General features: G+C 67.9%; 15 protein-coding genes. 8 read left to right on the forward strand and 7 right to left on the reverse strand.

Annotated elements, in window-relative coordinates; all coding sequences use genetic code 11:
* Position 1: 1 nt before the first annotated feature.
* Together DEQ92_RS03125 and DEQ92_RS03130 are read left to right on the forward strand one after the other, a co-directional pair.
* Positions 2-349 (forward strand): helix-turn-helix domain-containing protein, encoded by a 348-nt coding sequence (locus DEQ92_RS03125; protein ID WP_050458894.1) that lies wholly within the window; start codon positions 2-4, stop codon positions 347-349.
* Positions 349-549 (forward strand): hypothetical protein, encoded by a 201-nt coding sequence (locus tag DEQ92_RS03130; RefSeq protein ID WP_115820402.1) that lies wholly within the window; start codon positions 349-351, stop codon positions 547-549. Before DEQ92_RS03125 ends, DEQ92_RS03130 begins: the two co-directional genes overlap by 1 nt.
* 8 nt (positions 550-557) lie before the next feature.
* Here the strand turns inward: DEQ92_RS03130 and DEQ92_RS03135 are convergent, their stop codons facing one another.
* The 4 genes from DEQ92_RS03135 to btuC form a co-directional block, all read right to left on the reverse strand.
* Positions 558-1,256, reverse strand: coding sequence for an RNA ligase partner protein (locus tag DEQ92_RS03135; protein ID WP_008092760.1), 699 nt, complete (start codon positions 1,254-1,256; stop codon positions 558-560).
* A gap of 73 nt (positions 1,257-1,329) precedes the next feature.
* Positions 1,330-2,499: a tubulin-like protein CetZ3 gene (cetZ3, locus tag DEQ92_RS03140; RefSeq protein WP_115804728.1), complete on the reverse strand. Its 1,170-nt coding sequence runs from the start codon at positions 2,497-2,499 to the stop codon at positions 1,330-1,332.
* A gap of 83 nt (positions 2,500-2,582) precedes the next feature.
* The gene (locus tag DEQ92_RS03145) at positions 2,583-4,040 is read right to left on the reverse strand and encodes a heme ABC transporter ATP-binding protein (protein WP_115820403.1); all 1,458 of its coding nucleotides are present in this window, start codon (positions 4,038-4,040) and stop codon (positions 2,583-2,585) included.
* Positions 4,037-5,131 (reverse strand): vitamin B12 ABC transporter permease BtuC, encoded by a 1,095-nt coding sequence (btuC, locus tag DEQ92_RS03150; RefSeq protein WP_004977489.1) that lies wholly within the window; start codon positions 5,129-5,131, stop codon positions 4,037-4,039. The genes DEQ92_RS03145 and btuC overlap by 4 nt, the downstream gene beginning before the upstream one ends.
* A 60-nt stretch (positions 5,132-5,191) precedes the next feature.
* On the opposite strand from btuC, the gene DEQ92_RS03155 reads away from it, so the two are divergent.
* The 4 genes from DEQ92_RS03155 (at position 5,192) to DEQ92_RS03170 (ending at position 8,034) form a co-directional block, all read left to right on the forward strand.
* Positions 5,192-6,346 (forward strand): PGF-CTERM-anchored ABC transporter substrate-binding protein, encoded by a 1,155-nt coding sequence (locus DEQ92_RS03155; protein WP_115820404.1) that lies wholly within the window; start codon positions 5,192-5,194, stop codon positions 6,344-6,346.
* 90 nt (positions 6,347-6,436) lie between these two features.
* On the forward strand, positions 6,437-6,715 hold the full coding sequence (srp19, locus tag DEQ92_RS03160; protein ID WP_004977493.1) for a signal recognition particle subunit SRP19: 279 nt from the start codon (positions 6,437-6,439) through the stop codon (positions 6,713-6,715).
* A complete protein-coding gene (locus DEQ92_RS03165; RefSeq protein WP_115804726.1) occupies positions 6,715-6,939 on the forward strand; it encodes an H/ACA ribonucleoprotein complex subunit GAR1 in 225 nt (74 codons plus the stop codon). The genes srp19 and DEQ92_RS03165 overlap by 1 nt, the downstream gene beginning before the upstream one ends.
* Positions 6,940-6,987: 48 nt before the next feature.
* Entirely contained in the window at positions 6,988-8,034 is a 1,047-nt protein-coding gene (locus DEQ92_RS03170) for a presenilin family intramembrane aspartyl protease PSH (protein ID WP_115804725.1), read from the forward strand.
* Between the two features lie 118 nt (positions 8,035-8,152).
* Here the strand turns inward: DEQ92_RS03170 and DEQ92_RS03175 are convergent, their stop codons facing one another.
* Both DEQ92_RS03175 and DEQ92_RS03180 read right to left on the reverse strand, forming a co-directional pair.
* Positions 8,153-8,662, reverse strand: a complete 510-nt coding sequence (locus tag DEQ92_RS03175; protein ID WP_233510289.1) for a hypothetical protein — start codon at positions 8,660-8,662, stop codon at positions 8,153-8,155.
* Positions 8,663-8,966: 304 nt separating this feature from the next.
* Positions 8,967-9,446: a PUA domain-containing protein gene (locus DEQ92_RS03180; protein ID WP_004977500.1), complete on the reverse strand. Its 480-nt coding sequence runs from the start codon at positions 9,444-9,446 to the stop codon at positions 8,967-8,969.
* 119 nt (positions 9,447-9,565) lie between these two features.
* Here DEQ92_RS03180 and DEQ92_RS23385 point away from each other — a divergent pair, with 119 nt between their 5' ends.
* Both DEQ92_RS23385 and DEQ92_RS03185 read left to right on the forward strand, forming a co-directional pair.
* Positions 9,566-9,733 carry a hypothetical protein gene (locus DEQ92_RS23385; protein ID WP_156224355.1) on the forward strand — a complete coding sequence of 56 codons (168 nt, stop codon included), beginning with the start codon at positions 9,566-9,568 and terminating at the stop codon, positions 9,731-9,733.
* An 88-nt stretch (positions 9,734-9,821) separates the two neighbouring features.
* Positions 9,822-10,736: a hypothetical protein gene (locus DEQ92_RS03185; protein ID WP_004977503.1), complete on the forward strand. Its 915-nt coding sequence runs from the start codon at positions 9,822-9,824 to the stop codon at positions 10,734-10,736.
* Between the two features lie 11 nt (positions 10,737-10,747).
* Here the strand turns inward: DEQ92_RS03185 and DEQ92_RS03190 are convergent, their stop codons facing one another.
* Complete coding sequence (locus tag DEQ92_RS03190; RefSeq protein WP_004977506.1) at positions 10,748-11,245, reverse strand: NYN domain-containing protein; 498 nt, start codon at positions 11,243-11,245, stop codon at positions 10,748-10,750.
* Positions 11,246-11,308 lie beyond the last annotated feature (63 nt).

Consider the following 11,308-nt stretch of genomic DNA (forward strand, 5'->3'; position numbering starts at 1 on the left):
CATGCAGACCGGCCTCAGACGCACGCCGACCGGACCGAAGCCCGCCGAACTGGAGGCGGAACAGGTGCTGGAAGCGCTCTCGGACCGCGCGTGCCGGCGAATCCTCACGACGCTACAGAGCGCGACCGAGCCGATGACCGCACAGGACCTCTCCGAGGTGTGCGACGTGCCGCTGTCGACGACCTACCGGAAGGTCGAACAGCTCTCGGAGGCGGCCCTGCTCGAAGAGACGCTCCAACTGCGGGCGAACGGGACCCACACCCACCAGTACCGGTCGAGCGTCGAGTCGGTCACCGTCTCGTTGAACGACGACCGAGGGCTCGAAGTCGCCCTCGGCGGAGACCGCTGATGGGGTCGGAGCCGGCGCACCCGCCGGACTCGGGGCGCGAACACCCCGTCCGCCCGCGGCTCGCGTCTCGGATGACCACGCATCCCGACGGGCGCGAGGAGTGCACGATTTACCCGGCCGACGCGACGCCCGAAGCGCAGCTAACCCGGTGGCTATCGGCGTTCGAGGGGAGCTTCGTCGACCTCGACGCGATGGAGTGAGAGCGGCGTTACAGTCGGTCGGCGTCGACGCCGTCGTCGCCCTTGCTCCACGGACGCGGGCTGTCGAGCGCCATGAGGTACTCTTCTAAGAGGGTCGGAAACGCCCGCCCGCGGAGGTTTCGAAGGCCGAAGTCGGCGGCCCAACTGATGATGCCGGTGTCCTCCGTGACGACGCCGGCGTTCAGTTCGCGGGCGAGGATGAGGAGGTCGAAGTCCTCGCGGGAGTCGAGGACGCCCTGTCTGAGCGCGCCGCGGTAGTCCTCGCGGAGGTCGGAGATGACCTTGTCCACGTCGGAGAGCTTCGACCCGCCGTTGGACCGCTGTTTCGACTCCTCGGCCTTTCGGACGGCCTTCTCGGAGACGCGGAGCCCGCGGTTGACCCGGTCGGACATCTCGTCGATGAAGCGGTAGACGACCTCCGCGGGGATGTACACCTCGTAGCGGTCGGGGTGTTTCTTGATGACCCACGTGTCGAGTTTGCCGAGTACGTCCTCCGAGACGCCGCGCTCGCGCAGGATGTGTTCCAGCTCCGCGGCGATGGACGGCGGCATGTAACACGAGATGTTCAGGTCCAGCCGCGCGGCGGCGATGGTGTCGAGGAGCCGTTCGATTCCCTCCTCGAACGTCTCGTCGTCGTCTCGAATCTCCTCGGAGAGAAACAGCGAGGTGTCGAGCACGAACCGTTGTTTCAGCGGGTACTCGGCCATCGGTCGTCAATTGGTACCGCGGCACTATGACCCTTCCCCGTGATGAACGTGAGAGGAACCGCCGGAGAGACGGTCAGAACAGCGGTTCGATGCGGTCGTCGCCGGTCGAGACGAGGTCGTCGAGCGACGCCGCGCTGGACTCGCGCTTGGCGAGCATGTCGCGTTGGGTCTCGATGGCGACCGCCTGCAACTCTTTCACCCGCGGCACGTCGTAGACGCCCGACAGGAGCACGACCGCCGCGACGAAGTCCGAGTCGACGGGGTAGTCGCCGCCGCGAATCTCCATCGTCCCGGTCTCGTCTTCGAGCCACGTCCGCGCGCGCTCGATGCCGCGGCGCGAGAGCACGTCCGACGGGCCGGCGATGACGACGAGGCCGCGCTCCGCGCCGGCAATCTCGCAGGGCATCGTGAGCCGGCCGAGGGCGGCGCGGCGCACGAGACTGGTGATTCGGTTCGTCGAGTCGCCGCCGTCCTCGGCGTCGGCCTTCCCGCCGGAGAGCCGGGAGAGCAGGCCGCGCTTGGGGCGGTCGAGTTCGACGGCGGCGTAGCCGATAGTCGAGACGCCGCCGCTCCCGAGCGTGTTGATTATCTCGGAGGCGTCCACGACGGACTCCGCAACCGCGCCGGAGCCGTCGCCCTCGCCGGCGCTGAACAGCACGCCGAGGCGGCGAGCGAGTTCGGCGTTGAGGCTGCCGTAGCCGGATTCGAGCGACTCGCCGGTCTTCCGCCAGGCGTCGTTGTCGAACACGATGAGGTTGTCCACCTCGCGGACGAACGTCTGGAGCGACCGCGCGGCGTTGAGCGTGTAGATGCCGCCTTCGTCCCGCGCGGGGAGGATACCGAGGCCGTAGACGGGCTCGGTGTAGATGTGCTTCAGTTCGCGCGCGATGACGGGCGCGCCGCCCGAGCCGGTGCCGCCGCCGAGCCCGGCGACGACGAGAAACGCGTCTATCTCGTGGACCGGGAGGTCGTCGACCATCGAGAGCACGTCGCCCACGTCCTCCGCGGTCACCTCCGCGCCGAGTTCGTTGTCCGCGCCGACGCCGTGGCCCTTGACGCGCGTCAGACCGACGAGCACCTGCCGCGATTCGGGGACGTTTCGGAGCCCCCGGAGGTCCGCGCGAGCCGAGTTGACCGCGATGGCGTCGACGACGAACCCCGTCTTCGTCCGCCGCTCGTAGTCGACGAGGGCGTCGACGACCTTGCCGCCAGCCTGTCCGATACCGATGAGTGCGAGTTTCATGTCCGTGTTCCTCTCAGAAAACGAACCACTAGACGCGCGCTCAGGCCTTGAATATGCTGTGCGTAGCGCTGTGCAACGACAGCTTAATCGGAGAACAGGTCGGCCGCCGTGTCGTCGCCACCGGCGTCGTCGTGGGTCGGTTCTGCGTCGTTCGCGCCGGCGTCGGCGTCGCCCGGACCGGTTTCGCCGTCGCGGGTGCCGTCCGCGCCGTCGCCGCGCTCGCGGAACGAGTCGCAGGCGAGTTCGCCGACGACCGAGAGCAGGTCACCGGGTTCGACGATGGTGCCGCGCTCCCGGAGGCGCTCGTAGACCGCGAAGCCCTCGTCTCCCGCGTAGTTTCGCTCAGAGAAGGGGCGTTCCTCGACGAGGACGAGGCGGTCGGCCTCGGCGGCCGCGTCGAGGTTGGCGAGGTTGCCGTCTCCGACCTCCACGTCGGCGACGACGGTCACGTCGGCGGCTTCGACCCGCGACTCGACCGCGGCCCGCGCGGCGTCGTCGACGGGCGAGTACGGCGGCACGGTCACGAGGTCCGCGCCGACCCGGCGGGCCGCCTCGGCGTCCGTGTCGCCCTCGTTGAGCGCGCCGGCTGAGAGGGCGTAGCCGGCCGCCGAGAGCAGGTGGAGCGCCCGCGCGCCGGTGCCGCCCCCGCCGACGACGTGAACCCGACCGTTGGCGTCGTCCGACGACGGCGGGAGGGCGGTCACGTACACCGAACCGGTGACGGGGTGGCGGGAGACGACCGCCTCGGCGTCGAAGGCCTCGCGTAAGTGCTCCTCGGAGAGCACCGCCGCGGGGTCGCCCGCCGAGAGGATGCGCCCGCCCGACAGGAGGACGAGCGCGTCGCAGTAGTGGGCCGCGAGGTTGAGGTCGTGGATGGCCGCGACCGCGGTCGTCCCGTCCGCGACGAGGTCGGAGACGAGTTCGAGCGTGCGGACCTGGTGGTTGATGTCGAGGCTGGCGGTGGGTTCGTCGAGGAGCAAGACGGGCGTCTCCTGTGCCAGCGCGCGGGCGATGAGGACGCGCTGGCGCTCGCCGCCGCTGACCTCCGTGACGGGACGGTCGGCAAGCGACTCGACGGCGGTCCGACGCATGGCGTCGTCGACGGCGGCCGTATCGCGCTCGCGCCAGCCGTCGAACCGCCCGCGGTGCGGGGTCCGCCCCATCTCGACGACGTCGCGGACGGGGAAGTCGAAGGTGACGCTCGTCGTCTGGGGGACCGTCGCCACGAGCCTGCTCGCCGCCTTCGACGACAGGGCGTGCACGTCCTCGCCGACGACGCGGACCGACCCCTCGTCGGGCGCGAGCGCGCCGTTGAGCGTCCGGAGCAGGGTCGTCTTCCCCGCGCCGTTGGGACCGATGAGGCCCACGAACGTTCCCTCGCCCACGTCGACGGAGACGGAGTCGAGAATCGAGTGTCCGCCGAGCGAGAGCGACACGTCGTCGAGTCGAATCGCCGGGCCGGCGTCGCCGAAGGGGTCGGAGTCGGCGGAGTCCGCGTCGGCACCGAGGTCGGTGTCGCCGGAGCGGTCGAAGTCGCTCACGGCGAGCGCACCTCCCGCGTGCGGAGCAGGTAGAGGAAGAACGGCGCGCCCACGGCGGCGGTGACGACGCCGACCGGTATCTCCGCGCCGCCGGAGCGGGCGACGGTGTCGGTGGCGACGAGGAACGATGCGCCCGCCAGCGCCGACGCCGGGAGCAACACCCGGTGGTCGGGGCCGACGAGCAGTCGGAGCATGTGGGGGACGACGAGGCCGACGAAGCCGATGACGCCGGAGACCGAGACGGCCGCGGCGGTGACGACGCTCGCGGTGGCGAGGAGCAGTTGTTTCGTCCGCTCGACCTCGATTCCGAGGGCGTGGGCGTCCTCCTCGCCGAGCAGCAGGACGTTCAGGTCGCGGGCGTGGACCAACAAGACGACGAACGGAAGCGGCAGGACGAGCGCGAGCATGCCGACCTCGCTCCACGTCGCGCCCGCGAGGTGGCCCATGAGCCAGAAGACGACCTGTCGGAGGCTCTCGCCGCTTTGGAGGAGGAGAAACGAGATGACCGCGCCGAGGAACGTCTGGATGGCGACGCCCGCGAGAAGCAGGGTCGCCACGGGCGTCCGACCGTTCTCGCTGGCGAGGAGGTAGACGACGAAGGCGGTGACGACGGCGCTGACGAAGGCCGCGCCCTCGAGACCGAACGGAATCGAAAGCGAAAGCACGATGGTCGCGACCGCGCCGACGGCGGCCCCCGAGGAGACGCCGACGATGGAGGGGTCGGCCATCGGATTGCGGAAGAAGCCCTGCATCACGGTTCCCGCGGTGGCGAGCGCGAAGCCGACGAGCGCCGCGAGGAGGATGCGCGGCAGGCGGACCGACAGCACGATGATGCGGGCGGGTCTCGGTACGGAGAACGCGAACGGCGAGACGAACTCCAGCGTCGGCGTCGGAACCGGCCCGACGAGGGGGAGGACCGTCGCGCCGCCGAGGGAGACGCCGACCGGGACGGGAACCGCGTCGGCGAGGATGGCGGCGACGGTCCGGGGCGGGATGGTCACGGCCCCGATGCCGGCGCTCACGACGACGACGAGAAGCAAGAGCCCGGAGAGGCCGAGCGACCACGTGGTCGCCCGCGTGCGAACGCTCATTGAACACAACCGCGCTTTCAGTAGGTAAATATTTATTGAACAGTCGCTGAGGCCACTACCGTGAACCGACAACTCGTCGTCGCCCTACTGGCGCTCGCGACCGTGTTCGCCGGGGTTCCGGCACCGGCCGCGGCCGCGGTAGACCAGACCGCACAGCAGCAGCCCGCGCAGTGTACGTTCCCGATGACAGTCACCGACGCCACGGGAACCGAAGTCACCATCACCGACGACCCCGAGCGGGTCGTCACGACCAACCCGAGCGCCGCCCAGACCATGTGGGAGCTCGGCGCGCGCGACGAGGTCGTCGGCGTCTCGCAGTACGCCATGTACCTCGACGGCGCGTCGGAGAAGGGGAACGTCTCCGGCTCCGGCGGCCTCAACGTCGAGGCCGTCATCGGCCTCGAACCCGACCTCGTGCTCGTCCCGAACTCCTCGTACAACGCCGAGCCAGACCGCGTCGGACAGCTTCGCTCGGCGGACATCTCGGTCGTCGTCTTCGAGTCCGGGAAGTCGCTCGACGCCGTCGCCGACAAGACCGAGCGCGTCGGCCGCATGACCGGCAACTGCGAGGCCGGCGTCGAGCGCGCGGGCGAGATGCGCGAGTCGATGGAGCACATGCGACAGGCCCTCGACGGCGCGGAGCGTCCCGTCGGTCTCAACTCCTTTTTCGGCTACACCTCCGGCTCCGAGACGTTCATCTCCGACATCATGACGACCGCCGGCCTGCGCAACGGCGCGGCGGAGGCGAACCTCACCGGCTTCGCCCAGATTAACGAGGAACTCGTCGTCGACATGAACCCCGAGTACATCGTCGTCCCCGACCACGCGCCGGTGCCGAGCAGTCCGGCGTACAACAGCACGACGGCGATACAGGAGGGCAACGTCATCGTCATCGAGGCGCACAAGCTCCAACAGCCCGCCCCGCGCGCCATCGAGGCGAGCGAGGAGATTCTCGAAGCGGTCCACCCCGACGCCTACGAGCGCTACCAGCAGCTCGAAACCGAGTCGGCGACGGACGCCACCGAGAACGCAACTGAGACGACCGCGGACGCGGACGCGACCGAAACCGACGCGACCGAGTCGCCCGCGACGACCGAGTCGCCCGCGACGACCGAGTCGTCGGAATCGACCACCGAGAGCGACGCGCCCGGATTCGGCGTCGTCGTCGGCCTCGCCGCCATCGGCGCGGTCGTCCTGCTCGCGCGTCGCCGGTAACCGGACCGACCCGCGCGTCGTTTTCCACTTCTCGTCGTCCGGCTCCGTGAGACCACAACCGTATTACCGGCGGATGGCGGACACACGGGTATGGTCGAGAACGTCATCTACCCCGCCTACCTCGACGCCGCGCTCTCGCGCAGCGAGGGCCGACGGGTCGCCCAGTCCGCGGCGGTCGAAGCGCCGACCGTCGACGAGATTGCGAAGGCCGTCCAGCAGGTCGGCTACGACGCCGTCATCGAACGGGACAAGCGGTACTCTCGGGAGTTCGAAACCCGCGGGCGCGTCCTCGTGAACAACGCCGACGACGCCACGAAAAACGACATCGTGCAGGCGGTCGCCGCCTACGTCGGAATCCTCCGCGACTGATGCGGCGAATCGGCACGGTCTCCCGAACGGCGCAGGGACTCGCTATCGTCCGCCTCGACGACGACGACACGCCCGACATCGGAACCATGGTCCTCGACGAGTCGCTGTCGACGGTCGGCCGCATCGTGGACGTGTTCGGCCCGGTCGACCGCCCCTACGTCGCCGTCACGGCGGACGACGGCTCTCCCGCCCGACTCGTCGGCAACAAGCTCTACGCTCGCTGACGACTCCAGAGCGCAACCCCCATACTCCTCGGGTGGGAACGCCCCTGCATGTCACGCCGCGCCTATCGGGGGGTCGCCCTCGCCGCCCTCATCTTCCTCGTCGTGCAGGTGGGTGCGCTCGCCCTCGTGCCGACGTTCTTCGAACAGGGGTACCAGACGGTCGAAGACCCCACCGACCCGACGAACAGCCTCCTCTACATCGGCGCGATTATCGTCATGACCGCGTTCATGCTCGCGGCGTTCAAGTACGACCTCGACCAGCTCATCCGCCTCGTCATCGTCTTCACGAGCGGCCTGCTCGCGTGGTACGTCTTCGCCGCGCTCGTCCCCAACGGGTTGGTCGCCATCGCCCTCTCGGCGGGCGTCTCCCTCGCCCTGCTGGTCTACCCCGAGTGGTACGTCATCGACGCCGCCGGGGCGCTCATGGGTGCCGGCGCGGCCGCCCTGTTCGGCATCAGCTTCGGCCTCCTCCCGGCCATCGTGCTCCTTTCCGTCCTCGCCATCTACGACGCCATCAGCGTCTACAAGACGAAGCACATGCTCGACCTCGCGGAGGGCGTGATGGACCTCCGCATTCCGGTCGTGCTCGTCATCCCGACGACGCTGTCGTACTCGCTTCTCGACGACGACTTCGCCCGCGACGCCAACGAGGTCGGCGACGGCGAGAACGCGACTGACGGGGGCGAACCCGCGGGTGCGGTCGACGCGGAGACGGCTGACGCAGAAGCGGCTGACGCAGATACCGATGCCGATGCCGACGCCGACGCCGACGAGTCAGACCCCGGCGACCGCGACGCGTTCTTCATCGGCCTCGGCGACGCGGTCATGCCGACCGTGATGGTCGCCTCGGGCGCGTTCTTCTCCGAAGCGCCGTCGCTCGGTTTCGGTGCGCTCCCGGCACTCAATCTCCCGGCGCTCCTCGCCATGGTCGGGACGTTCGCCGGGTTCGCCGGGCTGATGTGGGCCGTGATGAAGGGGCGGGCGCACGCCGGCCTGCCGCTTCTCAACGGCGGCGCGATAGGCGGCTACCTCGTCGGCTCGGTCGTCGCGGGCGTCCCGCTCGTCTCCGCGCTCGGCCTCGCGCCGTACCTGTAAAAACCGGCGCCGTCGAAGTTCTCTGCCGGTGATTGTTTGTTGCGGCTGTGCTGGATAGAGCGCGAATCGGTCATGGTAACTTGCCGGGCTTCGGTCGTCCGAGTCGGCAGATGGAGAGCTATTCTTCAATCGTGAGTGTATAGCTCCACTCAAACTCTTCCCATGTCGTGTCCGCTCTAACTTTCGGCACAAATGATTCGGTAAAGCGGTGTTCCCCTGCGGGAAGACAACCCATATCTTCGGGTCGGTTACTCACCCACTTGTCCATCGTGGCCTCCAATATTTCCCGCTCCGGGTAATGCAGTACAGTGTATTCGGTCTGAATGCACTCTCCCGCATCGAGTGACTGCCATCTAAGCACGTCAGGAAGAACGAAGTGAACAAGATTCGTCTGCCAGCACCCCTCGACCGAGCGGTCCGGGATAATCTGTTCGTCTGTTCCGAAGGCGTGTTTCTGTACCTGACGGTCACTCGGAATGAGAACAAGCCATCCTTGGCCTTCACTCCAGATACTGGAGTACGGCTGGATTGCGCCGAAGCCAACCGTTTGCTCTTCGGAGGAAAGATTCTCAAATGAACCCCGAATCTGAGCAGGTGCATCGGATGAGAAATCGCGTAGCTTCTCCATACTGAGCTGGAAGGGTTTCTTGCTGGGTTGAGGGCCTTCAGTAACCGTGATACGAGGGTAGCGCCCAGAAGCCATAGAAAATCACGACTCCCCAACCAAGTAACATTATTGAACCGATTTGGGCGAAATCAGTACGCTAAGACGGTAGTTGATACGGACCCCAACTGAACGAGAGGTTTAGAATGTGGTCTGTGGGTAGAGCCTCTTTGTCGTGCTGAACTCACCCTCTACGTCTCGCACCCCATCTCTCCCACCTCTCTAGAATCCCAACAGCGGCGTAACGTCCGAGTTCCCCGACTTCACCTCACTCTTCGTCCGCGCCCTCGCGGACGCGAACCGCCATCCCCGCCTCGAAATCGAGCATCGCGTCCGCGGAGAGTTCCGCGCGACCGACGCCCAGCAGGTCGCCGTCGGGGCCGACGACGCACACCTCGTCGCCCGAGCGAACCGCCGGGTCGGCGTCGGTGACGAACTTGGCGAAGGCGTTCTTGCCGTCGCTGACGAACGGAACCGACTCGTCGCCGACGCGGACGACGTAGGCGTCGCCGTCGAGACTGTCGTAGAGGCGGCGGCCGCCGGCGACGCCGAGCGTGAACCGGCCGTCGGTGCCGTAGGAGGTGACGCGGTCGCCCTCGACGTACACCTGTCGCGGGCGGCCGCTGCGCGAGCGCGAGAGTTCGATGTCCGCGTCGGTCGGGAACAGCGCGTCGCCCGCGCCGGCCCCGAACTGGTAGTCGGCGACGACCCGGAGGTCGTCCAAATCGGTCGCGTGACCTTCGGTCATACCCAGTCGTTCGCCCCGCCGGCTAAAGTGGGTCGCGGTCCCGCCCGGCCGCGTGTACCGGGTTAGCACGCACGTTCGAGACGGAAAGCCCTAAGTACGGGACAGACCCCCGTCGGAGTATGTCTGTGGACGTTCGACTCGCCGCCGTGGGGACTGTGCTGCTGCTCGCGAGCAGCGCGCTCCTCACCCAGACGGCGCTCGACTGGCGGCTCCCGACGGTGCTCGCCGCCATCGCGGCGTTCGGCGCGGTCGCCACCGTCGCCCGACTGGCGACGCCAACGGCCTGACACGCCGCTCGCGGGCTCGGCCGCGACCCCAGTACGCCGCCGTCTCGACCCACCCGTTTTACGTATTATCGCATCGACACGTCGAGGTATGGCTGCGATTAGCTCCCTCCAGACCGCCCTCCGAGGCATCCGTTCGAACCCGGTGTTGTTCCTCGCCGGGCTCGCCTTAGGTCTCGTCACGCTCCCGCAACTCGCCACGCAGTTGGCGCAGATACCCATCGTCCCGACCGCCCTGATGGCGGTGACGTTCTTCGTCACGCCGTTCGTCGCCGCCGGCCTCTACGGGATGGCCGACGAGGCGGTCGACAGCGGGGGGTCGACCTCGCTTTCGACCCTGACCGACGTCGGCCGCGAGAAGTACGTCCCGATGCTCCTCGCGAACATCGTCCAACTCGGCATCGTCATCGCCTTCGGTATCGTGTTCCTCATCGCCGCGGTCGTCATGGCCATCTCGCTCGGCCTCGGCGGCCTCGCCGCCGGCGGTGGCGACGTCTCCAACTTCGCTCTCGGCGGCGGCTTCCTCGTCGGCCTCGCCGTGCTCGGCCTCATCGGGCTGGCGTACTTCGTCGTCATCTTCCTCGTTCAGTTCTACCCCGTCGCGGTCGTCGTCGGCGACAAGGGCGCAATCGAGTCGTTCGGCGAGAGCTACCGACTCGTCCGGAACAACATCGTCCCCTCGCTCGGCTACTCGGTCATCCGGTTCGTCGTCGGCCTCCTCATCAGCATCCCCGTCACGGGATTCATCGTCTTTCGGACGTTCCAGAACGTCCAGCAGGTACAGGACGCGGCGAACCCCGCGGCGGCGCAGGCGGGCCTCGGATTCTCGCCGACCGAAATCGCCGCCATCGCCGCCATCTCGCTGGCGACGCAGATGGTTCTGGCGACGTTCCAGTACGTCTACGCGGTCGCCTTCTTCGAGGCCCACGACTCGGGCTCGAACGGACCGGCCGGAACGGCCGGCCCCGATATCGACGGCGACTCGGTGATTCCGCAGTTCGAATAATCGCCCTGCGACTACAGCAGGAACGTCTCTTTTCGTTCGGAGAGGTCGATGAACGCGTCCGCCGCCTCGACGAGTTCGTCCGCGGTGGACTCCTTGAACGCCATCACCTCGACGCGGACGCCCTCGTGGCGGAGGTGGGTACAGAGCCGCTCGAAGTCGCCGTCGCCCGAACAGAGGACGACCGTGTCCACGTGGTCGGCGAGGCTGACCGCGTCGAGCGCGATGCCGAGGTCCCAGTCGGCCTTCTTCGAGCCGTCGCCGAACGTCTTGATGTCCTTGATTTTCGTCTCGAAACCGATGTCGACGAGTGCATCGAAAAAACTCCCCTCGTCGGGCGAGTCCGCTCGGATGACGTAGGCGATGGCGCGGGTGAGCGCGCGGCCCGCCGTTCCCTTCTTGAGGAGCGACGAGTAGTCGATGTTCCGCGAGTACAGACTCTGTGCCGTATGGTAGAGGTTCTGCGCGTCGGCGAGGATGGCGACGCGCTGGTCGGGGTGAATCTCGGTCATTCGTACGACGCTTGGGCGGCGCGGGCTAATAACCGTCCGGGGAGGCGGGCACGCGTCGGACGA

The sequence above is a fragment of the Haloferax sp. Atlit-6N genome (genome assembly GCF_003383195.1).
GTDB lineage: Archaea > Halobacteriota > Halobacteria > Halobacteriales > Haloferacaceae > Haloferax > Haloferax gibbonsii.